Origin of the sequence: Anaerovibrio sp. (assembly GCF_051866355.1) — a bacterium.
In the GTDB taxonomy this organism is placed as follows: domain Bacteria; phylum Bacillota; class Negativicutes; order Selenomonadales; family Selenomonadaceae; genus Anaerovibrio.
The window spans coordinates 14,561-40,469 of sequence record NZ_JBJDWZ010000166.1; the positions used below are offsets into that span (position 1 = coordinate 14,561).

Annotated in this window: 27 protein-coding genes, 1 pseudogene and 1 riboswitch; of the genes and pseudogenes, 11 read left to right on the plus strand and 17 right to left on the minus strand. The window is 52.5% G+C overall.

The features are described 5' to 3' along the window. The 5 genes from thiH to ACI3UA_RS08700 form a co-directional block, all read right to left on the minus strand. On the minus strand, positions 1-1,268 hold a 1,268-nt coding region (gene thiH, locus ACI3UA_RS08680; RefSeq protein WP_439724420.1), incomplete at its 3' end, for a 2-iminoacetate synthase ThiH. 2 nt (positions 1,269-1,270) lie between these two features. Next, entirely contained in the window at positions 1,271-2,050 is a 780-nt protein-coding gene (locus tag ACI3UA_RS08685) for a thiazole synthase (RefSeq protein ID WP_439724421.1), read from the minus strand. Positions 2,051-2,129: 79 nt separating this feature from the next. Then, positions 2,130-2,864, minus strand: coding sequence for a sulfur carrier protein ThiS adenylyltransferase ThiF (gene thiF, locus ACI3UA_RS08690; RefSeq protein ID WP_439724422.1), 735 nt, complete (start codon positions 2,862-2,864; stop codon positions 2,130-2,132). Between the two features lies 1 nt (position 2,865). Further along, positions 2,866-3,057: a sulfur carrier protein ThiS gene (gene thiS, locus ACI3UA_RS08695; protein WP_439724423.1), complete on the minus strand. Its 192-nt coding sequence runs from the start codon at positions 3,055-3,057 to the stop codon at positions 2,866-2,868. 100 nt (positions 3,058-3,157) lie between these two features. Next, a riboswitch (TPP riboswitch) is annotated at positions 3,158-3,265 on the minus strand. Positions 3,266-3,363: 98 nt separating this feature from the next. Beyond that, the gene (locus ACI3UA_RS08700) at positions 3,364-4,266 is read right to left on the minus strand and encodes a Ppx/GppA phosphatase family protein (RefSeq protein ID WP_439724424.1); all 903 of its coding nucleotides are present in this window, start codon (positions 4,264-4,266) and stop codon (positions 3,364-3,366) included. Between the two features lie 340 nt (positions 4,267-4,606). On the opposite strand from ACI3UA_RS08700, the gene ACI3UA_RS08705 reads away from it, so the two are divergent. Further along, positions 4,607-5,191, plus strand: a complete 585-nt coding sequence (locus tag ACI3UA_RS08705; protein WP_439724425.1) for a guanylate kinase — start codon at positions 4,607-4,609, stop codon at positions 5,189-5,191. A gap of 140 nt (positions 5,192-5,331) precedes the next feature. Here the strand turns inward: ACI3UA_RS08705 and htpX are convergent, their stop codons facing one another. From htpX to dnaA, 8 genes are all read right to left on the minus strand, one after another. After that, positions 5,332-6,195 carry a zinc metalloprotease HtpX gene (gene htpX / locus ACI3UA_RS08710; protein ID WP_439724426.1) on the minus strand — a complete coding sequence of 288 codons (864 nt, stop codon included), beginning with the start codon at positions 6,193-6,195 and terminating at the stop codon, positions 5,332-5,334. A gap of 167 nt (positions 6,196-6,362) precedes the next feature. Then, complete coding sequence (gene gyrB, locus ACI3UA_RS08715) at positions 6,363-8,348, minus strand: DNA topoisomerase (ATP-hydrolyzing) subunit B (protein WP_439724441.1); 1,986 nt, start codon at positions 8,346-8,348, stop codon at positions 6,363-6,365. A gap of 77 nt (positions 8,349-8,425) precedes the next feature. After that, complete coding sequence (remB, locus tag ACI3UA_RS08720; RefSeq protein WP_439724427.1) at positions 8,426-8,704, minus strand: extracellular matrix regulator RemB; 279 nt, start codon at positions 8,702-8,704, stop codon at positions 8,426-8,428. Beyond that, positions 8,704-9,633: a DUF721 domain-containing protein gene (locus ACI3UA_RS08725; RefSeq protein ID WP_439724428.1), complete on the minus strand. Its 930-nt coding sequence runs from the start codon at positions 9,631-9,633 to the stop codon at positions 8,704-8,706. Before ACI3UA_RS08725 ends, remB begins: the two co-directional genes overlap by 1 nt. A 3-nt stretch (positions 9,634-9,636) precedes the next feature. Next, the gene (recF, locus tag ACI3UA_RS08730) at positions 9,637-10,752 is read right to left on the minus strand and encodes a DNA replication/repair protein RecF (protein ID WP_439724429.1); all 1,116 of its coding nucleotides are present in this window, start codon (positions 10,750-10,752) and stop codon (positions 9,637-9,639) included. 3 nt (positions 10,753-10,755) lie between these two features. Then, positions 10,756-10,986 carry an RNA-binding S4 domain-containing protein gene (locus ACI3UA_RS08735; protein WP_439724430.1) on the minus strand — a complete coding sequence of 77 codons (231 nt, stop codon included), beginning with the start codon at positions 10,984-10,986 and terminating at the stop codon, positions 10,756-10,758. Between the two features lie 14 nt (positions 10,987-11,000). After that, entirely contained in the window at positions 11,001-12,107 is a 1,107-nt protein-coding gene (gene dnaN, locus ACI3UA_RS08740) for a DNA polymerase III subunit beta (RefSeq protein ID WP_439724431.1), read from the minus strand. A gap of 289 nt (positions 12,108-12,396) precedes the next feature. Then, positions 12,397-13,836, minus strand: coding sequence for a chromosomal replication initiator protein DnaA (dnaA, locus tag ACI3UA_RS08745; RefSeq protein ID WP_439724432.1), 1,440 nt, complete (start codon positions 13,834-13,836; stop codon positions 12,397-12,399). A 417-nt stretch (positions 13,837-14,253) separates the two neighbouring features. Here dnaA and rpmH point away from each other — a divergent pair, with 417 nt between their 5' ends. From rpmH to ACI3UA_RS08790, 9 genes and pseudogenes are all read left to right on the plus strand, one after another. Further along, positions 14,254-14,388: a 50S ribosomal protein L34 gene (gene rpmH / locus ACI3UA_RS08750; protein WP_027396727.1), complete on the plus strand. Its 135-nt coding sequence runs from the start codon at positions 14,254-14,256 to the stop codon at positions 14,386-14,388. A gap of 72 nt (positions 14,389-14,460) precedes the next feature. Beyond that, on the plus strand, positions 14,461-14,808 hold the full coding sequence (gene rnpA, locus ACI3UA_RS08755; protein ID WP_439724433.1) for a ribonuclease P protein component: 348 nt from the start codon (positions 14,461-14,463) through the stop codon (positions 14,806-14,808). A gap of 5 nt (positions 14,809-14,813) precedes the next feature. Further along, the gene (yidD, locus tag ACI3UA_RS08760) at positions 14,814-15,023 is read left to right on the plus strand and encodes a membrane protein insertion efficiency factor YidD (protein WP_439724442.1); all 210 of its coding nucleotides are present in this window, start codon (positions 14,814-14,816) and stop codon (positions 15,021-15,023) included. Positions 15,024-15,050: 27 nt separating this feature from the next. Next, a complete protein-coding gene (locus ACI3UA_RS08765) occupies positions 15,051-15,746 on the plus strand; it encodes a YidC/Oxa1 family membrane protein insertase (RefSeq protein WP_439724443.1) in 696 nt (231 codons plus the stop codon). 5 nt (positions 15,747-15,751) lie between these two features. Further along, a pseudogene (gene jag / locus ACI3UA_RS08770) lies at positions 15,752-16,378 on the plus strand (RNA-binding cell elongation regulator Jag/EloR); the annotation flags it as partial. 245 nt (positions 16,379-16,623) lie between these two features. Then, positions 16,624-18,030 (plus strand): tRNA uridine-5-carboxymethylaminomethyl(34) synthesis GTPase MnmE, encoded by a 1,407-nt coding sequence (gene mnmE / locus ACI3UA_RS08775; protein WP_439724434.1) that lies wholly within the window; start codon positions 16,624-16,626, stop codon positions 18,028-18,030. Positions 18,031-18,075: 45 nt separating this feature from the next. Further along, positions 18,076-19,959, plus strand: coding sequence for a tRNA uridine-5-carboxymethylaminomethyl(34) synthesis enzyme MnmG (gene mnmG, locus ACI3UA_RS08780; RefSeq protein ID WP_439724444.1), 1,884 nt, complete (start codon positions 18,076-18,078; stop codon positions 19,957-19,959). Continuing rightward, positions 19,956-20,672 (plus strand): 16S rRNA (guanine(527)-N(7))-methyltransferase RsmG, encoded by a 717-nt coding sequence (gene rsmG, locus ACI3UA_RS08785; protein WP_439724435.1) that lies wholly within the window; start codon positions 19,956-19,958, stop codon positions 20,670-20,672. Before mnmG ends, rsmG begins: the two co-directional genes overlap by 4 nt. Before the next feature lie 119 nt (positions 20,673-20,791). After that, entirely contained in the window at positions 20,792-21,376 is a 585-nt protein-coding gene (locus ACI3UA_RS08790) for a hypothetical protein (RefSeq protein ID WP_439724436.1), read from the plus strand. Between the two features lie 140 nt (positions 21,377-21,516). Here the strand turns inward: ACI3UA_RS08790 and ACI3UA_RS08795 are convergent, their stop codons facing one another. From ACI3UA_RS08795 to ACI3UA_RS08805, 3 genes are all read right to left on the minus strand, one after another. After that, positions 21,517-22,152: a flavodoxin family protein gene (locus ACI3UA_RS08795; protein WP_439724437.1), complete on the minus strand. Its 636-nt coding sequence runs from the start codon at positions 22,150-22,152 to the stop codon at positions 21,517-21,519. A gap of 29 nt (positions 22,153-22,181) precedes the next feature. Beyond that, positions 22,182-23,420: an alpha/beta hydrolase gene (locus tag ACI3UA_RS08800; protein ID WP_439724438.1), complete on the minus strand. Its 1,239-nt coding sequence runs from the start codon at positions 23,418-23,420 to the stop codon at positions 22,182-22,184. 98 nt (positions 23,421-23,518) lie between these two features. After that, entirely contained in the window at positions 23,519-23,941 is a 423-nt protein-coding gene (locus ACI3UA_RS08805; protein WP_439724439.1) for a MerR family transcriptional regulator, read from the minus strand. Positions 23,942-24,045: 104 nt separating this feature from the next. Between ACI3UA_RS08805 and ACI3UA_RS08810 the strand changes: the two genes are divergently transcribed. Next, the gene (locus tag ACI3UA_RS08810) at positions 24,046-24,696 is read left to right on the plus strand and encodes a flavodoxin (RefSeq protein WP_439724440.1); all 651 of its coding nucleotides are present in this window, start codon (positions 24,046-24,048) and stop codon (positions 24,694-24,696) included. Positions 24,697-24,877: 181 nt separating this feature from the next. Here ACI3UA_RS08810 and ACI3UA_RS08815 read toward each other — a convergent pair whose 3' ends face one another. After that, the gene (locus ACI3UA_RS08815) at positions 24,878-25,885 is read right to left on the minus strand and encodes an aldo/keto reductase (protein WP_439724445.1); all 1,008 of its coding nucleotides are present in this window, start codon (positions 25,883-25,885) and stop codon (positions 24,878-24,880) included. Positions 25,886-25,909: the final 24 nt, after the last annotated feature.

Sequence of the window (25,909 nt, forward strand, 5' to 3'; positions counted from 1 at the left end):
TACACATAGAGGTAATCATTCAGCACCGGCTGCAGTCCCTCACTGCTCATATCAGCTGTCATTTTCTGCAGGCTGCGGCCGTCCTGAATTTCAAACTGCTCATCACCGGCGGCCTCTTCCTTTACTTCCCTGCCTTCGTATTTGCTTGCATGGTCGCCAATACCGGTGGAAACCCCGGCAGAAACCTTCGTCGCCGCAATCTTTACAATGCCGTTCCTGAAAGATGCGCTCTCGCGGCTGGATACGGTGATTCCCACATACGGCAGGAACAGGCGGTAGGCACAGAGAATCTGGCACAGCTGCTTTTCGCCTACATCCTGCGGATTGATGCTGTCATTGTTGATGATAGGGCGCAGCCGCGGGCAGGACAGGCTCATTTCCGCCCACGGATACTTTCTCTGGAGATAATAGGCATGCAGTGCCGTAGCCAGCGCATCCCTGCGGAAATCCGAAAGCCCCAGAAGCGCGGAAAAGGCCACACCCCGCATGCCGCCCATGAGGGCCCTTTCCTGGGCATCAAAGCGATACGGCCATACTCTCTTGTGGCCTGCCAGATGCAGTGATTCATACTTTTTTAAATCATAAGTTTCCTGAAAAACAGTCACGTAATCCGCGCCGCATTCGTGGAGATATCTGTACTCATCCGTATTCACAGGATAAATCTCAAGGCCTACGTTGCGGAAGTATTTCCTTGCCAGCCTGCATGCCTCGCCGATGTACTCCACACTGCTCTTGCCACGGCTCTCACCGGTCAGGAGCAGTATTTCCTCCATGCCGCTGTCCGCAATAATCCGCATCTCATGCTCAATCTGCTCCGGCGTAAGACGCACCCTCTGAATGTCGTTATAGCAGTTGAAGCCGCAGTAGATGCAGTAATTCTCGCAATAATTCGCCATATAGAGGGGCGTAAACATGTACACCGTATTGCCGAAATGACGACTGGTAAGATTGTGCGCCTTCTGTGCCATTTCCTCCAGAAACGGTGCGGCCGCCGGTGACAGAAGCGCCTTCAAATCATCTTCCTCCAGATGCGTCCTGCTGAGGGCGCGGCGCACATCCACCGCCGTGTACTGCTCCGGGCTGTAGCTGTTCACCTGCTCCATCACCCTGTCACGGACATCTGACTGAATTTCCTCCATTCCCGGCAGATACTCCATGGGATTCTTCCGGATGGAAGGGTCATTCTCCAGCTGGTGCTTCCGGGCCAGTGCCGCATCGCTCAGATGATGGCCGTCCACAAAAAAGCTGTTTTCCTCCTGCATAGCCATAATCAACCGTCCTCCCGCAAAAAGCCGGTCAAGGGGTCAGAGGCCTCCGCACCACGGCTGAGTACGCGCCCCAGACCGGACAGATAAGCCTTGCGCCCGGCACTGATGGCCTCCTTGAAGGCCTGTGCCATCAGGGGCAGATTGCCTGCCGTAGCCAGCGCGGTGTTGGCCATGATGGCGGCCGCTCCCATCTCCATGGCCTCACAGGCCTGGGAAGGCCTGCCGATACCTGCATCCACAATAATCGGCAAATCTATCTCGTGAATGAGAATCTCAATAAAATCACGGGCGGATAGGCCGCGGTTGGAGCCGATCGGCGCCGCCAGCGGCATGACAGCCGAAGCTCCGGCGCTGACCAGATCGCGGGCGGCAGTCAGGTCAGGGAACATATACGGCAGGACAACAAAGCCCTCCCCGGCCAGAATCTCCGTCGCCCTGATGGTTTCCTGATTGTCAGGCAGAAGATAGCGGCTGTCCCGCATAATCTCAATCTTGACAAAATCACCACAGCCCAGCTCACGGGCCAGGCGGGCAATCCTTACCGCCTCATCAGCGTTCCGCGCCCCGGAGGTATTTGGCAGCAGGGTAACATGCTCCGGAATGTATTTCAGAATATTTCCCTCGTCCATGGTATTGGTGCGGCGCACCGCCACCGTAATCATTTCCGCCTCTGCATCCCTGATGGCAGTTTCAATCAATGGCAGGGAATACTTGCCTGAGCCGAGAATAAAGCGGGAATGAAACTCCCTGCCTCCCAGCCGTAATACATCATCATTTGCCATAGCGTAATCCTTCTTCCTAAAATAACTATAAAACAACTAAATAAGCGTAAAATACCTAATCATACTGTACGATACAAAATCACACCGCATTTGCCTGTTCACCGGCCAGAAGCTGCAGTACCGTCAGCGCCTCCTGAGCCGAGCAGATATTGACCCTGGCTCCATACAGGCCATCGCCGCCGTTTACGTCCGCCCTGCCATCGCCGCAGAGGTACAGCTTGTCCGACAGCCTGCGCACCTTCATCTCGTTGGCGGAGGCAAAGCCGGCCATGCCGGAGGCCGCCACCAGCGGGCAGTGAGGAATCTTTTCCCGCACGCCGTTTACCAGCATGGCCTTGCAGGAGGCTGTGTCAAAGGCCTCCACAATCACATCCACATCAGACAGAAGAGCCGCAAAATTATCCTCTGTCAGCCTGACCGTATGCACGTCCAGCTCCACGTAGGGAGTGATGCGCCGCAGGTTTTCCGCCAGCGCCTCTGCCTTGTACATGCCCAGCTGCTCCATAAAATACCACTGGCGGTTCAGGTTGGTAGGCTCCAGCCTGTCAAAATCCAGCAGCCTGAGATAGCCAACCCCGGCCCTTGTCAGAAGCTCCGCCACCCGGCTGCCCAGTCCTCCCAGGCCGCAGATAGCAACCCGGCCCCTGCTGAATTTTTCCTGCCGTGCCGCCCCATGGCGCTCAGTCAGGGCGGCCAGCCACTCCTCACGGGACAGGGCGGCCGCTTTCACTGCACCTTCTGCAGAGGGTACAGCATCCACACTGGCTTCAGCCTTTGCCTCCGGCTCATTACGCCCGTCAGATAAATCCGGCATATCAGCCACCTCCTACAAAGGAAACAATCTCCAGCCTGTCCCCTGCTTCAAGAATCACGCTGTCATACTGCCTCTTTGGCACGATTTCGCCATTTCTCTCCACAGCTACGTTGGATAAATCAATCTTTTTCTCCTGCAGAATCTGTGCCACGGATTTTCCTTCCGCCGCCTCCTGCGCACCGTTGATAATCAACCTTGCATCCCTCCACTGAACAAATCAGGCTATCCTCTGTAAAATACGATAATCAAAAAGAGAAGCCGCCTGAAATGGCAACTCCTCACAAAAAACAAACTGCTTGTACTGCTAGCGTCCCTACGTTGGCATTATCCAAATCAGGTTAGCGGGTCGACGGGCATACCATCCTCTCAGCCTGTTCAACATGCCGCCCGGCGCATCTGCAAGCTCCCCGTATCTCTATTCACTTCACCAGTAATATTATAGTGCAGTCATAGGCTAAATTCAAGGAATTTCGGCAATAAATCGTCTCCGCCGTTTCCCTCATACCAGATGGCTGTAAATAAAGCCCTCCCTGACGCCGGAATCACTGTAAGTCACCCTGCTGCACTGGAATTTTTTCACCAGCACATCAGCTATGACCAGTCCCGGGATAATGGTGTTGATGCGATCGGGCACCTGCTTCATCAGAAGTACCGCATCCTCATGGCCGATTTCCTCAAGGCGGCTGAAATGGCTGACCATTTCCTCAAGGCAGGAGGCCTCCATGACAAGATTCTTTTTGTCATGGCTGTACATGGCGTTGTAGAGCGCACAGGCTCCCTTGAAGGTTCCGCCTATGCCCACCAGCCCGGCACAGCGTATATCCCCGAAATCTTCGGCCGTTGCCAGCAGCTTGGCCGCCTTCTCTTCCATGAGCTTTACCTCAAACTCATTTGGCAGGACGGAGCTGCAGTATTTGGTACGAAAATCCAGCGAGCCCATAGGCAGGCTGATTTTATTGACGATGCGGCCATCGCTGTAGGATACCAGCTCCGTGCTGGCGCCGCCGATATCCACCAGTACGCCGGATTTTTCCTCGATATTTCTGGTGGCGCCGATAAAATCGTATTCCGCCTCCCGGTCGCCGGAAATTATCTCTATGTCTATGCCGGTGCGCCTGATAATCTCATCGACCGCCTCACGGCTGTTGCGGCAGTTCCTGAGAGCCGCCGTGGTAAACGCCACCACGCTCTTAATCCTGAATATCTCCAGAAAGCTCCTGAACTCAAACAGGACCTCGCACACCTTGTCAATGCCGGCCTTTGTCATCACGTTGTTCTCAAGATAGGCGGCCAGTCCCACCAGATGCTTTTTTTTCATCAGAAATTCAATCCTGTCACCGGAAATATCATAAATCGCCATGCGTACAGTGTTCGAGCCAATATCAATAATCCCGTGTATCATAATCAGCAGCCTCCAAAAATCACAGAATAAAATGCTATGCCTATATATTATTCGCCACAAAAAGATATATTCCTTCATGATGATAAATAAAAAAATATAAAAACACTTGCACAACAGTAAAAGTTATGGTAACATAATTGTGGGTGAAGCGTTGTGGGGACAACGTTTATTGTACATACTCCTTCGGGAGTTTTGTACAGGTGGCAGATGAGGTTGATGCAGAAGGAGCGACGATCGGTTGTCGCTCCTTTTGTATTTAGAAAATTTTTAAGTTCATTTTTACAATAAATTGTGCTACAATAAGAGTATGTAAATAATTATGTTAGGACGGTTGATGCCTATGTCAAACAAAATTTTTGCTCTGGTCGGCCCCTATGCCTCGGGAAAAGCTACCTTGATTGCGCGTTTGATGGACCTGGGCGTTCATTATATTCCTGTGTACAGTACCAGTGACGCCATGCGTCTGAAAAAGGACAAGCGGCTGGTAAATTTCATCAGTAAATCCGCCTTCGAGCAGGGTGACTGGATTGTAAAGGTGGCCTACAAGGGTGACTATTACGGTATCAGAAAGCAGGATATGCTGTCAGCCATCAAGGACAACAGGATCAGTGTCACCGTGCTGGACCAGAACGGCGTCAAGCAGCTGGCGAAGCTGATGACGGGCCATCTAAGTACCATCTACCTCATGACTGACTATGTAAGCCTTGTGGACAGGATGCTGCATCTGGGGCTGAACAATGCCGAAATGAAGTACCACCTTGAGTACGCCGAGTCCAACAACGAGTTCAATTTCTGGAAGTCAGCCGATTTCATCATAAAGAACACAGGCGGCATAGAGCCTGCCTTCAACCAGCTCATGGCCATCATGGGACTGTCCGTAAACGCGCCGAAGGACGTCATTCTCAAGCTGAATCAGGCCAGATGACAGAAGCGGCAACAGACGCATAAAAGCTGGTATAGCAACGGATATACATCAATAAATGCTGTGCATGGCACGGCATTTATTTTTTTGCACAAAAATACTCCCTGCCGTCATGACAGGGAGCATATCCGTGATATCCTTGCTTACTTGCCCATGGCGATTGCCTGCTGACGCAACCTGGCAATGCGCTCCGACGTAGGCGGGTGGGTGCTGAACAGATTTACAAAGGTCTGCTTGGAGCCCTTCAGGGGATTGATAATGCACATGTGAGCGGTTGAAGTCGTGGCCTGGCTCATTACCGGGCCGTTCAGTGAGAAATACTCAATCTTTTCCAGGGCATTGGCCAGTGCATTCGGGTTGCCGCAGATTTCACCGCCGGCCTTATCAGCCTCATACTCACGGGAACGGGAGATTGCCATCTGAATCAGGGCCGCCGCAATCGGCGCAATCACGATGGTCACAATCAGGCCGATGAAGCCGCCATTCTCATCATCATCGGAGCGCCCGCCAAAGATGGCCGCCCACTGGGCGATGTTGGCAATCATGGAAATAATACCGGCCATGGCCGCCGCCACGCAGGAAATCAGCGTATCGCGGTGCTTTACATGGGAAAGCTCATGGGCCAGCACACCGGCTATCTCATCGTAGTTCAATGCCTGCATCAGCCCGGTAGTTACCGCCACAGCCGCGTGGGAAGGATTTCTGCCGGTGGCAAAGGCATTCGGCACACCGCTGTTGATGATGCACACCCTTGGCATAGGCAGCTCCGCATTGGCGGCCAGATTTGCCACCAGATTGTAAAGCTCCGGCGCATCATCTGCCGTCACCTCACGGGCGCCGTATGTCTTCAGCACTATGGTATCACTGAACCAGTAGGTGCCGAAGTTCATGGCCAGAGAGATAAACAGCATGATCATCGCACCGCTGCGGCCCGCAAAGGCACCGCCCACAGCTATCAGTATGCCCATCAGCAGGGCCATTAAAACCGTAGTTTTCAGCGTATTCATATTCATTTCTCCTTACAAAACACTACACTTTTCCTAAGCTATCACATAGTCTACAGGATAAATCTGAAAAAAGTCTAAAAATCAAACTTTTTCTAGATAATAGCAGAAGAAAACAGCTTTGTCAATTAAGTATACAAAAAGGGGGCAGAAGCCCCCTGAAAAATTTATCAGATATCCAGATTGCGCACCAGCTTGGCATGTTCCTCGATGAACTGGCGGCGAGGCTCTACCTTGTCGCCCATGAGGATGGTAAACAGCTCGTCCGCCGCCTCGGCATCCTCCATGCTCACCTGCAGCATGGTACGTCCCTCCGGGTTCATGGTGGTATCCCAGAGCTGCTCCGGGTTCATCTCGCCCAGACCCTTGTAGCGCTGGATAACGGAATTGTCCCTGCCCACCTCGTCCAGCTTGGCGGTCAGCTCTTCGTCGCTATAGGTGTACCAGCTCTTCTTGCCCTTCCTTATCTGATAGAGAGGCGGCTGGGCAATGTACACATGGCCATGCTCGATAAGCGGCTTCATATAGCGGTAGAAGAAGGTCAGCAGCAGCGTCCTGATGTGGGCGCCATCCACATCGGCATCCGTCATGATAACAATCTTGTTGTAGCGGAGCTTGGACAGATCAAACTCATCGCTGATGCCGCTGCCGAAGGCCGTAATCATGGTGCGGATTTCCGCGTTGGCATAGATGCGGTCAAGGCGCGCCTTCTCCACGTTCAGAATCTTGCCGCGGATTGGCAGGATGGCCTGGAAGCGGCGGTCGCGTCCCTGCTTGGCAGATCCGCCTGCAGAGTCACCCTCGACGATGAAGATTTCACAGTGGGTCGGGTCCTTGACGGAGCAGTCAGCCAGCTTGCCCGGCAGGCTGCTTACCTCAAGGGCGTTCTTGCGGCGCGTCAGCTCCCTGGCCTTTCTGGCCGCTTCCCTGGCCCTTGAGGCCATAACGGCCTTATCCAGAATCTTCTTGGTAATATCAGGATGCTCTTCAAAATACTCGTTCAAGCCCTCGGACACGATGGAATCCACGATGCCGCGCACCTCGGAATTGCCCAGCTTGGTCTTGGTCTGTCCCTCGAACTGCGGCTCCCGTATTTTCAGGCTGATAACGCTGGTGATGCCCTCACGGATGTCCTCGCCGCTGAGGTTGGACTGGTTGCCCTTGATGATATTGTTCTTCTTGGCATAGTCGTTGGCCGCCCTGGTCAGGGCAATCTTGAAGCCGGCCAGATGGGTGCCGCCTTCCTCGGTGTTGATGTTGTTCACGAAGCTGTAGATATTTTCCTGATAGCTGTCGTTGTACTGCAGGGCTATCTCCACCACGATATCATCCTTGGTGCCGTTAAAGTAAATCGGCTCCGGATTCAGCACCTCTTTCTTCTTGTTCAGATGCTGTACGAAGGAGCGGATGCCGCCATCAAAATGGAAGCTCTCGCTCCTGCCGGAACGCTCATCCCGCAGGTGGATGGTGATTTCCTTGTTCAAAAAGGACAGCTCCCGCAGGCGGTGCTTCAACGTATCATAGCTGTACTCGGTGACGGAAAAAATCTCCGTGTCCGGCAGAAAATGCACCTTTGTGCCTGTTTCCTCGGTTTCGCCGATAACCTTCATCGGGGAAACCGTCACACCGCGCTGGAAGGAAATGGCATGTATCCTGCCATCGCGCTTTACCTCTACCTCCATGTACTCACTGAGGGCGTTTACCACGGAAACGCCTACGCCATGCAGGCCGCCGGAAACCTTGTAGCCATCGCCGCCAAACTTGCCGCCTGCATGCAGTACGGTGAGAACTACCTCCACGGCCGGCTTGCCGGTTTCATGCAGGTCTACCGGGATGCCGCGGCCGTTATCGGTAACGGTGATGCTGTTGTCCTGATGGATGATGACGTTGATATCGGTACAGTAACCGGCCAACGCCTCGTCAATGGAATTGTCAACCACCTCATAAACCAGGTGATGCAGGCCACGTTCAGAGGTACTGCCGATGTACATGCCGGGACGCTTCCTTACTGCCTCAAGCCCCTCCAGCACCTGAATCTGCTCTGCGCCGTATTCACCATCCACGGCTGAAACCTCGGCTCCCACATCATCAAGGTTAATCCTGACCCCTTCGGTATCAGGCGCCTCGTTCAGCTCCCTGATTTCCTCCGGTGCCATGTCAAGCTCAAGGACTGTCTGCTCCTTTTCCTCACCATCTATATTCACTGCATTTTCTATGTTTTCCATGGACATTATCAGTATTCCTCCACACAATCAGATTCGCATATTTCCTTTCTCAGCCTGTCGTTGCGCTTTTTCAGCGTCAAAGGGGAAATAGGCGATATATATAACTCGTTGTCTGTAATCACCAGTGACTTCGGCCTGCCGCCGTCAGTTATGTCAAAAACCCTTTTCTGCCCCTGCAGCCTGTCGAGCAGTTCCCTGTTGTCCCCGGCCGCAAAATACCGCCAGTCAATGATGGCCAAAAGCCTTTCGCCGGCTACCGCAGTAGCTCCTCCTATAAATACCGGCATCACCTGACAGCCTCCCCGGATGAATCTTTCCTGACCTTGCCCGGCACGTAGCGCACATCGCGGCGCAGGCGGCTCATGGTCTTTTTTACTACCTCATCATTCAGCTGCTCCGGAGGTATGGAGCGGTACAGCATGACCAGCGTCCTGGCCTCTATGCTCTCCACATCGCCATAATCGACACTGCCGGCCAGGCGCTGGATGAGAATCATCCTCTGCTCCTTGAACTCCTGTTCACTGCACTCCAGCTCCTGCAGGATATCGCCATAGCGTGCCCAGGGCATATCCAGAAGCAGCTGCTGAATTCTGTCCGCCCTCTGGCGGCGCAGCCTTCTCCGGCAGCTCTGGCAATACTCCTCCTCAGGCTCACAGCTGCCGGAGCAGCCATCAGCGGCACAGCCGTGCCACCCGCTCATCCTGCGGTAATGGAGCATTCTGTGTACATTACAGCCCAGCCTCTCTGCCTGCCTGCGCAGCTCATCATCCTCGATGGCGGCACAGGCCTTTCTTATGGCCTCCAGCTCGGCATCGGCAAGCCGGATTTTCCTTAGCTGAATGCCAAGGTTCTCCTGCTCATTTTCCCTGCCGGGCTCCTCCCGCCTGACCGCATATCCGCAGGACTGGTTCGTGAACACAATCTCCCGCACCAGCTCCTCGCCAAAATGGCTGTTTATCCTGCGCTTCAGCTCAGCCTCCATGTATTTAAGCTGCTCGGACCAGGCAGGATGTGAGGTGCGGACAAAGAGCCTCTTAAACTCCAGCTTCACGGCCACAGCATGATTTGCAATATCCTTGCCGACAAGTGCCGGCCACTGATAAACGACCAGATGCTGCCTGAACTCCTTGCCAATCTTCATGCTCTTCAGGGAGGCGGCCAGAATATCGCCAACGCTTTCCAGCCTGCCCTCTCCCCCGGATTTCTGCTTTGCCATAATCTACACCCTGCTGACGTCGGTTACGCTTCCTGCTTTGACGCGGAAATACTTCTCCATGCCCTGATGGGAAAAATAAGCCTCATCAGTGGCGGTAATCAATGTCTGTATGCCCTCCCTGTCAATGAAGGACAAAAGCTGCTGGCGCCTGCCGGCATCCAGCTCGCTCATCACGTCATCCAGAAGCAGGATAGGATACTCACCTGTTTCCGAGCGGATAAATTCCAGCTCTGACAGCTTCATGGACAATACCCCGGTTCTCTGCTGTCCCTGGGAGCCGAAGCTGCGGAGATTGATGCCATTGACTGAAACGGCAATATCATCACGATGCGGCCCCACACTGGTGATGCCACGATATATATCCTCCTCGCCTAAACGGGTCAGCATGCTATTATACCATATTTTTAGATTTTCCGCTATCTCTTCACCTTCACAGCCCTTAATCTGGTAGGCAATGCTGAGATTTTCCTCGTTGCCGGAAATGCGCTTCTGCATGAGATTGGCCAGCATATTGAGCTTTTTTACTGCCTCCAGCCGCTTCCTGGTTATTTTGGCCGCGCTTTCCGCCAGCTGTGGGTTCCAATAGTCCAGCATATCGCGCTTCGCCCTGCGCTCCCGGATTTCCTTTAAAAGGGAATTTCTCTGCTGCAGCAGCCGGTTGTACCTGACAAGCTCATGATAGTAGGCCGGGCTGGCCTGGGAGATTTCCATGTCAAGAAACCTGCGCCTGCCTGCCGGAGCACCCTTGATAAGCAGCAAATCATCGGGGGCGAACAGCACCACATTGACAGCGCCGATAAGCTCCCGGACAGATATTTTCCTGCCGTTATAGGAGATGGTACGCCTCTTATCCTTGTAAAACCTGAAATCCAGCTGATTTTCCACCCCCAGGCGCTGAAAGCCCAGGGATATGCTTCCTCCGGAGGAATTCCAGCGGACCAGCTCACTATCGGTATTGCTGCGGAAGGAGCTGCCGGCGGCCGCATAGTAAACAGCCTCAAGGATATTGGTCTTTCCCTGGGCGTTACAGCCGATGAAGATATTCAGATTATCATTAAAGGCTAATTCCAGCTTCTCGTAATTCCTGTAATCAATGAGCTTGAGGCTACTGACCTTCATTGCCTACTGCACCCCGGTTTCCTCTGATGCCACCTGCCAGCAGCCGGCATCCTTTATCTCTACTACATCACCTACGGAAAGGCGCCGCCTTCTGGCTGTTTCCAGCCTGCCGTTTACCGTAATCATCTGTTCCTCCAGCAGTATCTTTACCTGGCCGCCTGCCTCGACGGCACCCGCCCATTTCAAAAACTGGTCAAGCTGTATGGTTTCCGTATGAATAGCTATCTTTTCCATGTATGCTTCCCCTCTCAGCTCCGGACAGGAGTAACGATATAGACAAAATTCGGCTCGCTTTCCGTCCTGATGCCGGCGGAGCTCAGCGGCCCGTTCAGCGACAGGGTGAACTCAGGGGACTTGATGAGCTTCAGGCAATCATTGATGTAGTCGGCATTGAAGGAAATCCTGATATCCTCGCCGTTGATTACCGCAGAGCCGTACTCCTCGCCATTGCCGATTTCCGGATTGGCGGAATAAATCTTCACCATGCTGTTGGCAAATTCCATGGTGATTACATTGTAGTCATTGGTTCTGGAAATCAGGGCGATACGGTCAATAATGCCCCTGATTTCGTCTGTCTTCAAGGTGATGGAGGTCTTAAACTCCACCGGAATAACCCTGTGATAATCCGGGAACTGTCCCTCAATCAGCCGGGAAGAAATATATACGTTGTCAACCTCAAAGCTAATCTGGGTCGGGCTGCAGCTGATATGCACCGTCCTCGGCATATCGGACTGCAGAATCTTCTGCAGCTCGTTCAGCAGCTTGGAAGGAATAATCAGCTTCTGCTCCCCCTGAAAATCCTCCAGCGTGTCCGACTTGACAGCCAGCCTGTGGGTATCAGTAGCCGCCATGAGGATGGAATCGTCCTTCAGCTCCAGCAGGCAGCCGGTGAAAATAGGGCGGCTTTCCTCATGGGAGCAGGAAAAGGTCGTATTCAGAATCAAATCTCTCAGAATGACATCAGAAAGCTGGAAGCTGCTGTTTCCTGTCAGCCTGGTGATGGTAGGGTAATCAGAGGCATCCATGCTGAGGAAGGAAAATTTTGAGCGGTTTGACTTGATGTAGACCATCTTTTCCTGACTGCTGTACTCAAAATCAACGGTAGTGCCCGGCAGGCGGCGAATGACCTCCTGAGCGTAGCGTCCTGCCAGTACGATTTCACCGGGAATTTCTACGACGGCATCAATATTGCAAATAATGCCCATTTCATAATCTGTTGTCTGCAGGGTAAGCCTGTTGTTCTCTGCCTTCATGTAGATACCTGACAGGATAGGTGTCTGTGGCTTTGGTGATACGGCCTTCATTACAATCTGTATGGCCTGGACAATGTCATCCTTCTGGCAATTGAATTTCATGTTTTGCACATCCTTTATTTATTATTACTCTTTAATATTTTTAAAGTTTTAGTAGACGTCATAGTAGAGGGTGTGGAAATGGTGGATAAGTGTGCTTCGGCCCAAATAATTCATATTTTTGCTGTGCATAAGCTGTGCATGAAAATTGTGTCCGTCAGAAAAATTATCCACAAAATTAACAGAACAAATGCTGTCAGCAGTTTATCCACAGTTCATCTACATATCACTGCACCCTTTATCCACATATTTTTATGGATAAAAGAGCCGGGCAAAGCTACCCGGCTGCATCTTACATTTTTTCAATACTCTTGATAAGCTCCTGCACGGTCTTATCAAGCTGGATATTCGAGGTTCTGTCCTTGGCTATCTTCTTGTAGGCGTGAAGAACCGTGGTGTGGTCACGTCCGCCGAAGAATTCCCCTATCTGCGGCAGGGAAGTATCCGTCAGCTCACGGCAGAGATACATGGCAATCTGCCGCGGCACAGCAAGGTTTTTGTTCCGCTTGCTGGAATTCAGATCGTCGATGTTGAGCTTGAAGTGGCTGGCCACCACCTCCCTGATGATTTCCAGCGTAATCTCCTTGGTGGTATTATCCGGGAAGATATTCTTCAGGGATTCGGCCACCAGCTCCGTCGTAATCTTGCTGCCGGTCAATGAAGCGTAGGCCACTACGCGGGTCAGGGCTCCCTCAAGCTCTCGGATGTTGTTGTCAATGCGCCCTGCAATATAAATCAGGGCTTCGTTTGGCACATCGAGATTTTCCAGCATGGCCTTCTTTTTCAGGATAGCTATGCGCGTCTCAAGGTCAGGCACCTGGATATCGGCCAGAAGTCCGCTGGCAAAGCGAGATTTCAGCCTTTCCTCCAGCGTCTGTATCTCGTGAGGCGGACGGTCGGAGGAAAGCACGATGGCCTTGTTTGACTGGTAGAGGGCGTTGAAGGTGTGGAAAAATTCCTCCTGGGTCTGGATTTTCTTCGTCAGGAACTGCACATCGTCTACCATCAAAAGGTCAATGTGGCGGTACTTCTGGCGGAATGCCTCGGTGGAATTATCACGGATGGCATTGATGAGCTCGTTGGTGAATTTTTCGCAGGTGATGTAGAGCACCCTCTTGGTCGGATCGTTTTTCAGCACTTCATGGCCGATGGCATGCATGAGATGGGTTTTGCCCAGTCCTACGCCGCCGTACATGAAGAGAGGGTTGTAGGTCTTGCCCGGTTCCTTGGCTACGGCCAGGGCTGCCGCATGAGCTATCCTGTTGAAGCCGCCGGTAACGAAGTTGTCAAAAACGTACTTTGGATTCAGGGATGAGGCATCGCCGGGTTCAATCTTGGCAAAGGAGGCCTCATATCTGGCAGCGCTTTCCTCAGTCCTGCCAAAATCAAGGCTTCCCTGCATCGCTTCTTCCCGTACCTCTATGACCTTCGGCTTTTCCACTATTTTTTCGGCGGGTCTGTATTCAAGGGTAAAGCCTATCTCCCCCTGAATATCATTGGTGAAATCCAGCTTTTTGCAGGCTTCCTTGCAGGCGTCCTGGGTAAAATCCTTGTAGCGTTTTTCAAAAAACTGGATGATAACCTCATTGTCGGCACTGAGGGTCAATGTGTTGTTTTCAAAGGAAACAGGCTTCAATGGCTTGAGCCAGCGTTCAATGGCGCCGGGAGAAAGAAAATTTTCAACCTCTGCCAGAATGGTTTCCCAGAATTCATCTAACTGTGTCTGTAGCATAAGATAATGACCTCGCAAAAAAAATTTATCCACCGATAAAGAAATTTATCCACATCTGTGAATAAAAGTGTGGATAAATCAATAAAAAAGTGGAAGGAAGCTGTAAAATAAACATGTTTCCTTCTATATTATATTGCAACAAGTAATTCGATAAACAATATGTGAATAAGTATCGTGAAAGACCTCTAATATTCTATCAAAATAAGAGAAAGTTATCAACAGAAAATGTGGGATAAACACTAAAAAATCTAATTTTATCCCATTAAAACGTAAATTTATCCACAATGGTAAAGGAAAAGTGCTTGACACTCCCACGGCAGTAGTCTATAATCTTTGGTAGTCTAAATTCAATATAGACTGTGTAAATTGGGTTTGACCGGGTTTTTACTCGTAATTATATTAAGGAGGTGCATTACGTTGAAGCAGACTTATCAGCCTAACAATCATTGGAAGAAGAAGACTCATGGCTTTCGTGAGCGCATGAAGACTAAGGGTGGCCGTCAGGTACTGGCTCGTCGCCGCGCAAGAGGCAGAAAGAAGATTTCAGCATAATATTAGGTCACCTCGGTGACCTATTTTTATTATCAGGGAAGCATGTCGTATGCCTTGAATGGAGTTTTCTTTATGTACAAATTACCGAAGGTGCGTATTCTGCGTCGAAAGAACGATTTTCAGAGAATTCACCGTTTCGGAAAATCTTATGCTAACAAGTATTTGGTGATGTATGTCTTCACAGCAAGCGGGCTGGAGGGCAGGGTAGGCTTTGCCGCAGGCAAAAAGCTGGGCAATGCAGTTACGCGTAATCGAGTCAAACGGCTTATGCGTGAGTGCTACAGGCTCAATCAGCAGAAGATTGACAAAAAATACACGCTGCTGCTGGTGGGCAGGAAAGCGGCAACTACCGAAAAATGCGATGTTATCGAGAAGGCTTTTCTCAGTTTAGGAAGAAAAGCGAATATTTTGAAGGGATGATAAGGGTGAAGAGAGTTTTTCTTTTCCTTATAGGCATATACAGGAAGTATATTTCACCGTTAAAATCCCCTTGCTGTCGCTATATTCCCACATGCTCGGAATATGCGATGATAGCTGTTGAAAGATACGGGGCCGCAAAGGGCGGCTGGCTCGCCCTGAAGCGCATCCTGCGCTGCCACCCTTTTCACGAGGGCGGCTATGACCCGGTTCCGTAGTATAAAGGACGTGTTGATTTGGAATTTATGATGAACCTTTTTGATCCGCTGGTGCAGATATTCCGCCTGGTGTTTGAGGGCTTTTACAATCTCACTGCGGCTGTTGGCTTTGCCAATTATGGTATTGCCATCATTTTGATGACTATTCTGGTAAAGGCCCTTATGTATCCGCTGACTGCCAAGCAGGTGCGTTCCATGAAGGCCATGCAGGAGCTGCAGCCTGCCCTGAAAAAGCTGCAGAAGGACTACAAGAACAATCCTCAGCTTTTACAGCAGAAGATGGCGGAGCTGTACAAGGAGTCCGGCGTCAATCCGCTGGCCGGCTGTCTGCCGCTTCTGATTCAGATGCCTATACTGATGGGAGTTTACTACTGCCTGTACGGGTATACCTATTCCGGTGATCCTACCTTCCTGTGGCTTACCAGCCTGTCCGATACGGATCATCTGTACATTCTGCCTATCCTGTCTGCCCTCACTACCTATATCCAGCAGAAGCAGACCATGGCCAACAACGGTCAGGATAATCAGCAGATGAAGATTATGAGCTACATGATGCCTCTGTTCATCGGCTGGATTTCCCTGAATTTCCCATCCGGGCTGGTTGTTTACTGGGTAACTATGAACGTCTGCCAGATTGTACAGCAGTGGTACATGTTCCGCAGTGACAAGAAGCTGGACGTTACGGTAGAGGACACCGAGGAAAGCGGTAAGAAGAAGAGGTAAAATTGATGGCTGTTGAAATTGAAAAGACAGGAAAAACTATAGAGGAAGCCAGGCAGGCGGCCCTTGAGGAGCTGCAGGTTTCCGCTGATTTGGTTGAGTTTGAGATACTGGCCGAGCCGAGCAAGGGCTTCCTTGGGCTGATTGGCGGCAAGCCTGCACGGGTTCTGGCACGGGTAAAGGAGCTTACCCCGGCAGACAAGGCCAGGAATTTTCTGCGCGATATCTTTGCGGCTATGAATCTTGAGGTGCGCATTGAGGTCAGTGAGGCGGAGGATGGCGTTGTCATGAACCTGATTGGTGACAATCTGGGCATCCTGATTGGCAAGCATGGCCAGACCCTTGATTCACTGCAGTATCTGTCCAATCTGACTGCCAATAAGGGTCTGCTGGAGGACAAGGTGCGCATTATTCTCGATATTGAGAACTACAGAAGCCGCCGGGAGGAAACCCTGCGCCGCCTGGCCCTGCGCCTGGCTGACAAGGTACGCCGCACCGGTGAGCGCATCGTGCTGGAGCCGATGAACCGCCATGAGAGAAAGATTATTCACATGGCCTTGCAGGATAATTATCGTATCTCCACCTATAGTTCAGGTGATGAGCCGTATCGCAAGGTTGTCATCGAGCTGAAGCGGGGCGGACGCCGTGAGCGCCGGGATTATCGCGACTACCGCGGCAATCGTGAGAATAGCTACAGCAGGGAGCCTATTGCCACCGAGGCAGGCAGTACCGCTGACTTTTCCTACGAGGGCATGGAGCGCGGCGAGGAATAAGCAAATAAAATAGCTGATAGCTGTGAAAGGGCTGTTTGCAATTAGTTTATGATGGTATAATCTAATTGAAGCGGCTCTTTTTTTGTAGATTAAACGAGGATGAGATTATGCAGCAGGATTATACGATTAGTGCGATTGCCACGGCCATTGGCGAAGGCGGCATAGGCATTGTGCGCCTGAGCGGCGAAAGGGCAGTGGAGATAGCTGACAGGTGCTTCCGTCCGTCAGGCGGGCATCGTCTGGCAGAATGTACCCCGCGGCTGGCGGTATTCGGCAGGATATACGATGAGGAAGGCAGGTTTGTAGATGAGGCTGTCTGCATTGTGATGAAGGGGCCTCATTCCTATACATGCGAGGATGTGGTGGAGCTGCAGTGCCATGGCGGCAGTCTGGTGCTGCGTCAGGTGCTGGGGCTGACCTACAGGCTGGGGGCGCGTCCTGCCGAACCAGGGGAATTTACCAAGCGGGCATTTCTGAACGGGCGCCTTGATCTCAGCCAGGCCCAGTCGGTTATGGACATGATTCAGGCCAGGACAAAGGCCTCCCTTGAAATGGCGGCAGGCAATCTGCAGGGAAGGCTGTCAGAGGCAATAGGCAATCTGCGGCAGGAAATTCTGGAAATTATCGCCCATCTTGAGGCTTCCATTGATTTTCCGGAGGACGATATCGAGGAAGTAGCCCTGGGAGAAGCCGAGATGAAGGTGGAGCATATCTACGGTGAGGTGCAGGAGCTTTTGAGCTCCGCCGACAGGGGAAGGATACTGCGGGACGGGCTGAGGACGGCCATTATCGGAAGGCCCAATGCCGGCAAGTCCAGCCTGATGAACCTGATGCTGGGGCAGGAAAGAGCCATTGTGACGGATGTACCGGGAACTACCCGTGACAGCATTGAGGAATATGTGAATATAGGCGGGATTCCGCTCAAGCTGGCGGATACGGCCGGTATCAGGGACACTGATAATCTTGTGGAGCAGATAGGCGTGGAGCGTGCCCACAGCTACGCCAGGGAGGCGGAGCTGGTGCTGGCGGTCTTTGACGGCTCGGACGGCATACAGGTGGCTGATGAGCCTATCTGGCAGCTTCTGAGCCAGTGCCGGGGCAGGATTATTGTCATACTGAATAAGTCCGATCTGGCAATGCAGATTGGCGAGGAAGAAATAAGGCAGCTTGCCGCTCAAAAAGAGGTTGAAAACCTCTACTGTATTGTAAGCATGTCGGCTAAATCCGGCACAGGGCTGGAGGTATTGGAGAAGGAGATACAGAATCTGGCCTTTGGCGGCCGGATCGGCTGGCAGGAATCCGTGATGGTCAGCGATGCCCGCCAGCAGGATATTCTGCGTCAGGCCCTTCTGCTTTTGGAGCAGACGCGCATAACGCTGATGAATGGCATGAGTGAGGATTTCGTGGTGATTGATCTGCGTTCAGCCTGGGAAAAGCTGGGAGAGATTACCGGCGATACTATTGGTGAGGACATTATTGATGAGATATTCAGCAGGTTCTGCATTGGCAAGTGATGGGAAGGCTGCTTTTTTTGAGGTGAATTTATGTGTAAGGATGATATATTTGTTGCCGGTGAGTATGATGTGATTGTCATCGGTGCCGGTCATGCCGGTGTGGAGGCGGCTCTGGCATCGGCCAGGCTGGGGTGCAGGACGCTGTTGTCCACATTGAGCATGGACAACATTGCCATGATGCCCTGCAATCCCTCTGTGGGGGGGCCGGGCAAGGGACATCTGGTGCGGGAGCTGGATGCCCTGGGAGGCCAGATGGGAATTAATGCCGATGAAACCTGTATCCAGTTCCGCATGCTGAATACGGGCAAGGGGCCTGCCGTCCACGCGCTCAGGGCGCAGGCGGACAAGAAGCACTATCAGTTCCGCATGAAGGAGGTATGCGAAAATCAGGAGCAGCTGGATGTGAAGCAGCTGCTGATTGATGAGCTGATTGTGGAGGATGGAGCTGTCAGGGCGGTTCGCACGGAAAATGATGAATACTACCTCTGCCGGGCGGCAATCCTCGCCACCGGTACATACCTGAAAGGGTCCATCATCATAGGGGAGCATACCCACACAGGCGGCCCTAACGGGCAGAGGTCGGCGGAGAAGCTCTCCCGTTCACTTATGGAGGCCGGCATCGAGCTGATGCGGTTCAAGACGGGGACACCGGCCCGCGTGGACAGCCGCTCCCTTGACTATAGCAAGATGGAGATTCAGCCCGGCGATGAAGAGGCAAGAAACTTTTCCTTTATGAGCGATGTGGCTACCCGTGAGCAGGTGCCGTGCTACCTCACCTATACCAACAGCGAAACCCACAAAATCATCATGGACAATATTCACCGCGCCCCTATGGCCAACGGGCTGATTAAGGGTGTCGGCCCGCGCTACTGCCCGTCCATCGAAACCAAGCTGGTGCGCTTCCCTGACAAGGAGAGGCATCAGCTGTTCCTTGAGCCGGAGGGCAATCACACCAATGAGGTCTACGTGCAGGGCATGTCCACCAGCCTGCCAATGGATGTGCAGCTGGCTTTTCTGCACACCATTCCCGGGCTGGAAAAGGCAAAAATGATGCGTCCCGGCTACGCCATCGAGTATGACTGCATCAATCCCCTGCAGCTAAAGCCGACGCTGGAATTCAAGAAAATCAGCGGCATGTTTTCCGCAGGGCAGGCCAACGGCACCTCCGGCTATGAGGAGGCCGCTGCCCAGGGACTGATAGCCGGCATCAATGCCGCCATGAAGCTAAAGGGGCAGGAACCGCTGGTGCTGAAAAGGTCAGAGGCATATATCGGCGTGCTGATTGATGATCTGGTTACCAAGGGGACCAGTGAGCCGTACAGGATTATGACTTCGCGGGCGGAGTACCGCCTGCTGCTCAGGCAGGATAATGCTGATTTGCGCCTGACGCCTATTGGCAGGAAAATCGGTCTGGTGGATGATGCGCGCTGGCAGAGGTTCAGCCGGAAAAAGGAAGCTATTGATAAGGCTCTGAAACTCCTGCAGGAAGTGGTCATAAACCCAAGTCAGGAGATACAGCAGCTTCTGGCTGGTGCCGGGATAGACGGCATAAAGAACAGCCAGAGCCTGTACGACCTGCTGCGCCGTCCGGAGGTCAGCTATGACCTGCTGCGGCCGCTGTTTTCCCTGCCGGAGCTTCCGGATGAGGTGAAGCAGCAGGTGGAGATTGCCATTACCTATGACGGCTATATCAAAAAGCAGCTGGAACAGGTGGCGCGCATGGAGCGTCTGGAAAACAGGCGGATTCCTGCGGAGCTTGACTATAAGGATGTGCCGAATCTGCGGGACGAGGCACGGGAAAAGCTGCAGCTGATAAGGCCCATGTCATTGGGGCAGGCAGGCAGGATATCCGGCGTATCACCGGCAGATGTATCTGTGCTGATGATATATCTGGAACAGCAGCACAGAATGGAGGGAGAAAAGGCATGAATTTTCAGGAATATCTCAAGGATGCGGCAGAGCAGTACGGGCTGGTGCTGACAAACAGGATGCTGCAGCAGTTTGATACGTATTTTCAGCTTCTGACTGAATGGAATGAAAGGATAAACCTGACGGCTATCACCGAGCCGAAGGAGGTTGCCATAAAGCACATGGTGGATTCCCTCAGCTGCTGGAATGACAAGTATTTTCCGCCGGGAGCCTCCGTGATTGACGTGGGAACGGGAGCTGGTTTTCCCGGTATTCCCCTGAAGATTTTCCGGCCGGATATCAGGCTCACCCTGCTGGACTCCCTGAACAAGCGGGTAAAGTTTCTGCAGGAGGTGGCAGACAGGCTGGAGCTTGATTGCGTGCAGTGCGTTCATCTGAGGGCCGAGGAAGGGGCCAGGCAGCCTCTCCTGCGGGAAAAGTTTGATGTGGCTGTTTCCCGCGCCGTGGCCAGACTGCCGGTATTGGCGGAATACTGCATGCCTTTCGTCAAGGTAAACGGATATTTTGTGGCCCTCAAGGGCATGAAATACGCGGAAGAGGTGGCAGAGGGAGCCAATGCGGTCAAGGTGCTGGGAGGCAGCAGCATCAAGTCCGTGCCGGTGAAGCTGCCGTATCTTGATGACAAGCGGGCAGTGCTTTACATCAGGAAGGTCAGGGCAACGCCAAAGTCCTATCCGAGAAAGGCAGGTATCCCGGAGAAAAATCCTCTGTGATGATTTTCTCATGGCGGAATTTTGTATTTTGGTGTAGAATTTAATTGTAAATTTTGTTTTTATCTTAATCAGGATGAGGGTTGATGTTTTTCTGTAAGCAGGTTGCAGGGGGGAGCAGTGTGAAGAAGATAATGGCCTTGACGCTGGCGCTGGCACTTTTGCTGTGCTGGGGGGCAGAGGCGGCAGAAAGCACCGGCGGCGCAGCTGGCAGCAGTGTGTCCGGCGAGGAGAATGAAAAGCAGGATAAGCGCTATGTAAAGCTGTTCACGGACAATTATTTTAATTACTATATGGACAAGAAAAGCGCCAAGTGGATTTTGTGTCCCAACAGGAGCGATGAGTACATTATAGATGTCTGGATAAAGCTGGAGCGCATCGAGGATACCAATGCCAAATCGCTGGCCGAGAGAATGAATGACAGCCAGTATGTGTATCAGGAAAAGTATTACCTTGAGCATTATTATGTGCGTCCTTCCACGGAGCAGATACAGTTCCTCTGCGAGCTGGAGGTAAGCGGCAGGCCTGATAATGATATCAGCCAGCGGAAGTATGATATCAGGAACTGGGAATATCTGGTGCCTGACAGCGTGGAGGACAGCATCTATCAGGCGGTGGTCAAGAAGATGGGTAAAAAGCATAGCGCCAACGGCAGTGGTTTTGACCTGGGCAACATGATGGAAGACGTTTTCCGCATTTCCGTGTGACGTCAGGAATAGCTTGCCGTGCCGGGCAAATAAAAGATAAAAGTGCCTGAGCTGTGTATCTTTTTGGGGATTTTCCCCGGAGATAACAGTCGGGCACTTTTTTGTTTTTATTTGATAGTCTGATTTATCGGATAGGATATTCAGCGGATAAAATTGGTGAATACAGGCGTTTCCTGCGTCGGCAGTGGCACACCGGCATTTCTGCCCGCCTCAAGGCAGCGGAGCAGATAGGCCATGTTGCGGCCCAGGACGCGCATGTTGAACAATCCCTCCGCATCCTGCTCCACTTCCTCCGGCCTTGCGCCGTGCACCATGTTCCAGTATCTTGAGGAAACTATGGGCATTTCCTGAATGGTAAAGTATTTGTTCATCTGGTCAAAGGCGGCAGTGGTACCGGCACGGCGGGCGGAAACCACGGCGGCGGCCGGCTTCATGTAAAATGCCTTGTTGCGGTTGCCGAGAAATTCCGAATAAAACAGCCTGTCCATAAAGGCGGTCATGTTGCCGGAGAGGGCGGCATAATGCACCGGACTGCCAAAAACAAAGCCGTCGGCGGTATAAGCCTCCGTGCGCAGCAGGTTTACGGCATCGTCAAAGACGCATTTGCCCTTTTCGGCACATTGCCTGCAGGCAATACAGCCACCCAGGGGCGTATTGCCAATCCAGAATATCTTCGTTTCGATATTTTCCTTGTTCAGTGCGGCGGCGACCTCCTGTAGTGCGCGGTTGGTACAGCCGTTTTTGTGGGGACTGCCGTTGACGAGCAGGACCTTCATATTGTATCAGCTCCTTTTCTTATGGCAGGCTAGTTGCGCTTTGCCTGCATGATGGTTGTGTTCAGCCAGTTTTCTACATGCCGGGCGATTACATCATTATTCCTGTCCTGAAACAGCATGTGGTCGTTGCCGTAGATGCCCTCATCCGGCAGGCTGACGATGGTGCTGTTGCCACCGGCGGCAGTATAGGCGGCGGTAAAGGTATCGGCCGTGGCCTTCATCCTTGCCCACATGGCGGCTGCCGGTATGCCTTCAAGGCTTTCACCGATATAATCGCCGTAGTAGAATACCACAGGAATCTTTTTCTCCAGCAGTATCCGGTAGTCCTCGCTGTCTGTCGAAGGTGCGGCGCCCGGCTCCACCGCCACGATGGCAGCTACATGGTCGGTATGCCTTGCTACGCCCCAGCCGGGACGCCCTCCCTGGGAGTGAGTGACCAGCACGGAATTTTTGCCGGTCTTTTCATAAACCTCGTCAATGGCGGCAGCCACGGCTTTTGCCACCACGGTATTATCAATGCTCTGGTCGCCGTTGGCGGAGTCCATGGCCGTGTCCGGCGTCATCTGGCGGAAAAACTGGTCAAGCTCCTTTTCCCCCTGCGGGAACTGGGAGTTTTCGTTGTAGGTAAACTGATTATCCCTGTAAGTGCCGATGCGGAACTGGGTGTACCAGGTCTGGTCGGCAGGGACGGTGCTGATGGTGCCTGCCACCGAGGTCTGTCCTGCTTCGCCCCTTCTTGGCTGGTCGATGAGAAAAACGCTGTGCCCCATGCGCAGGAACATGTCAGACCAGCCCTCCCTGCCGTCAGGGGTTGTCATCCAGCCCATGCGGGACTGGCCGTAGCCGTGGAGGAATACCATAGGCAGGCCTGTTTCCCTGTCAGGAATCTGATAAAGCACGTTGGCATGGTCAACGTGGGAGGTGGAGCCTGCCCGCGAGGTGTAGTAGTTGGCGATATCAAAGGTTCCTTCGGAATGTGTCACCGTGCCACCGGCAGAAAAAATGCCCTGCTCTGCAATCACCAGCGGCTTTTTCTGCGTTTTGGCGGCCTCGGCCGTACTGATGGTAGAGATGCGCCGCAGGTTGCTTAGCACCGGATTAGCATCAGCGATGGTATAGGCAGAAATGCCGCTGCCGGCAACAATATGGCTGACGTCAGCATCGGTGATGCTATTGCCGCCGATGGCAAGGCACAGGGCAAGTGTGCCTGCCAGCAGGGTTCTTGCCGCCCTGCGCCCGGTGATTTGCTTTTTTATGCAGTTTATCATAGTCTGTCACTCCTTATGGCAATAAAATAATGCTCATCCTATAAGGAGTGTAGCAGGCGGTAGTAACACACGGTCAAGGAATTTTTCGCCGAAACCCTTCATTCCCCGGCTTCCCACAATTCCTCATCGGCAGGCGGCAGAAGATTGCTGGTGTAGGGGATTTTGCCGCTCAGGACATCATCATAGAAGCCATGCTTCCAGTCAATATAGTTAGAGGCTTCCTGCAGGCTTGTAATTTTTGCGTGGAGCTGTGCCTGCTTTTCCGTCAGCATTTTTTTGCGGCGGGGAATGGAGGCGGGGCCTTCGAGGCACATGGCGAGGTATTCCTTCATTTCGGCAATGCTCAGCTCGCATTTTTTCAGGCAAATCAGGCTCTTTATCCAGGCCAGGTCATAATCATCAAAGATGCGGCGATTGTTTTTGTCCCTTTTCACGTTGGGCACCAGTCCCTGATTGCAGTAAAATTTCAGGGTTTCGTATGTAAGGCCTGCCTCCTGGCATACCTGCTTCATCGTGTACATAAAATCACTCCAATTTTTTCTTGCATATTGACCGTGGGTAGCTACCGCTTGCTATACTGCCATTATATTAATGCATGGCATTTATGGCAAGGAGGTAATTTTTTATGATAAGGCGGATGTTTTTAATTTTGGTGGCGGTGCTGGCCGTCCTTCTGGCGGCAGGCTGCGGCACTTCCCAGTCAGCGGCTCCGAAGGCGGAAAACAGCGGCATCCGAACAGCGTCAGCCGATAACCGGCAGACGGGGGATACCGTTCCGGCCGGCGGGAATGGCAAAAGGATTCTGGTGGTGTATTTTTCCTGGAGCGGCAATTCTGCCGCTATGGCAGAGTATGTGCAGCAGCAGACCGGCGGCGATTTGCTGGAACTGCAGCCGCTGATGCCTTATCCGCAGGAGTATGAGGAATGCACCAGGGTGGCACGGGCAGAAAGGGATGAGGGCAGACTGCCGGAAATTGCCAATCTGCCTGCTGATATCGGCAGCTACGATACTATCCTGCTGGGCTATCCCATCTGGTGGCACACCGCGCCCATGATTATCGGCACGTTTTTGCAGCACTATGATTTGACGGGAGTTGATGTTTATCCATTCGTCCAGTCAACTGCTATGGAGCAGGTGCATTTTGATAATTCCATGGAGTTTGTCCGCAAGTACAGCCGGGGCGCCGTGGTGCATGAGGGGCTTTATGCCAAGCATGGCAACAGGGCGAAAATTTCCCAGTGGCTGAAGGAAAACAATCTGCTGGCAGGGCAATAATCAGCTGTACTGTATTTTGTAAATTGCGGCGTGCAGTGCATTGACTTTAGCAAAGCAATGTCTGCGGCACATCAATGATTACGGCGCACATCCCTGACAGGGGGCTGCTGTTCCATCGCATTTTCTGCGGCAGGGACAGCAGCTTTTATTTTTGCAAATTTAAATAGAATGGTGCGGAGAGCTATTTTTTGACCGGCGTGCCGCCGAAGACGGCTGACATTTTCATGCTGTTCAGGGCAGTGTCCAGCTTCTGTATTTCCTTTTCTGAAAGATGAATGTCGGCCGCTCCGGCATTTTCTTTCAGACGGTTTTCCTTTCTTGTGCCGGGGATTGGCACAAGCCATTTTTTCCTGCCCAGCATCCATGCCATGGAGATTTGTCCCCAGGTGGCGTTTTTCGCCTGCGCCATCCTTTCCAGCAGGCTGAATAATTCCTGATTTTCTGCATGGCTTTGGGCAGTAAACTGGGGCATGTGACTACGGTAGTCATGCCGGGCATCAAACTGATAGCTACTGTCGTATTTGCCTGTCAGGAGCCCATTGGCCATAGGCGAGAAGGCGACCATGCCGATGCCCAGTTCCTCCAGCACAGGGAAAAGGGCTTCATGCCCGCGCGCCATCATGGAGTAGCGATTTTCAACGGCAGTGACAGGGCAGACGGCATGAGCGCGGCGCAGATATTCCTCGCTGGCTTCGGAGATGCCCCAGCTGCGGATTTTGCCCTCTTTGATGAGGTCGGCCATGACACCGGCAACTTCCTCTGCCGGTACTTTGGCGTCAATCCTGTGCTGAAAATACAGGTCGATGTAGTCAGTTTGAAGCCTTTTGAGGGAACCTTCTACAGATTGGCGTATCTGCTGTGGGGAGGAATTGGTGATGAGGGGGTAGGGTACCTGCCCGCCGGAGGTATCAAAGCGGATGCCGAATTTGGTGGCTATTACCACCTGCTGGCGGCAGGATTTCAATGCCTTGCCCACGAGTTCCTCATTGGCGAAGGGATTGTCAGGCGTGCCGTAGATTTCGGCCGTATCAAAGAAGGTATAGCCCAGCTCAAATGCTTTGCGGATGATGCGAATGGTCTCCTGCTCGTTCATTGGTTTGCCGTAGCCGTGGGAAAAGCCCATACAGCCTAGTCCGATGGCAGATACCTCCAAGGCGTTTTTTCCTGTTCCTAAATATCTTTTTTCCATAACAAAGTTCCTTTCCTTAAATTT

Bases quoted from the DNA above. Each gene is read 5' to 3' on its own strand.
- mnmE (WP_439724434.1), top strand. From the start codon at position 16,624: ATGCAGCAGGATTATACGATTAGTGCGATTGCCACGGCCATTGGCGAA.
- thiF (WP_439724422.1), bottom strand. From the start codon at position 2,864: ATGCCGGATTTATCTGACGGGCGTAATGAGCCGGAGGCAAAGGCTGAA.
- dnaA (WP_439724432.1), bottom strand. From the start codon at position 13,836: ATGCTACAGACACAGTTAGATGAATTCTGGGAAACCATTCTGGCAGAG.
- ACI3UA_RS08805 (WP_439724439.1), bottom strand. From the start codon at position 23,941: ATGTACACGATGAAGCAGGTATGCCAGGAGGCAGGCCTTACATACGAA.
- ACI3UA_RS08725 (WP_439724428.1), bottom strand. From the start codon at position 9,633: ATGGCAAAGCAGAAATCCGGGGGAGAGGGCAGGCTGGAAAGCGTTGGC.
- htpX (WP_439724426.1), bottom strand. From the start codon at position 6,195: ATGAATACGCTGAAAACTACGGTTTTAATGGCCCTGCTGATGGGCATA.
- ACI3UA_RS08795 (WP_439724437.1), bottom strand. From the start codon at position 22,152: ATGAAGGTCCTGCTCGTCAACGGCAGTCCCCACAAAAACGGCTGTACC.
- ACI3UA_RS08685 (WP_439724421.1), bottom strand. From the start codon at position 2,050: ATGGCAAATGATGATGTATTACGGCTGGGAGGCAGGGAGTTTCATTCC.
- ACI3UA_RS08765 (WP_439724443.1), top strand. From the start codon at position 15,051: ATGATGAACCTTTTTGATCCGCTGGTGCAGATATTCCGCCTGGTGTTT.
- rsmG (WP_439724435.1), top strand. From the start codon at position 19,956: ATGAATTTTCAGGAATATCTCAAGGATGCGGCAGAGCAGTACGGGCTG.
- rnpA (WP_439724433.1), top strand. From the start codon at position 14,461: ATGTACAAATTACCGAAGGTGCGTATTCTGCGTCGAAAGAACGATTTT.
- remB (WP_439724427.1), bottom strand. From the start codon at position 8,704: ATGCCGGTATTTATAGGAGGAGCTACTGCGGTAGCCGGCGAAAGGCTT.
- ACI3UA_RS08735 (WP_439724430.1), bottom strand. From the start codon at position 10,986: ATGGAAAAGATAGCTATTCATACGGAAACCATACAGCTTGACCAGTTT.
- ACI3UA_RS08815 (WP_439724445.1), bottom strand. From the start codon at position 25,885: ATGGAAAAAAGATATTTAGGAACAGGAAAAAACGCCTTGGAGGTATCT.
- ACI3UA_RS08800 (WP_439724438.1), bottom strand. From the start codon at position 23,420: ATGATAAACTGCATAAAAAAGCAAATCACCGGGCGCAGGGCGGCAAGA.
- ACI3UA_RS08810 (WP_439724440.1), top strand. From the start codon at position 24,046: ATGATAAGGCGGATGTTTTTAATTTTGGTGGCGGTGCTGGCCGTCCTT.
- ACI3UA_RS08705 (WP_439724425.1), top strand. From the start codon at position 4,607: ATGTCAAACAAAATTTTTGCTCTGGTCGGCCCCTATGCCTCGGGAAAA.
- gyrB (WP_439724441.1), bottom strand. From the start codon at position 8,348: ATGGCACCGGAGGAAATCAGGGAGCTGAACGAGGCGCCTGATACCGAA.
- dnaN (WP_439724431.1), bottom strand. From the start codon at position 12,107: ATGAAATTCAATTGCCAGAAGGATGACATTGTCCAGGCCATACAGATT.
- recF (WP_439724429.1), bottom strand. From the start codon at position 10,752: ATGAAGGTCAGTAGCCTCAAGCTCATTGATTACAGGAATTACGAGAAG.
- ACI3UA_RS08700 (WP_439724424.1), bottom strand. From the start codon at position 4,266: ATGATACACGGGATTATTGATATTGGCTCGAACACTGTACGCATGGCG.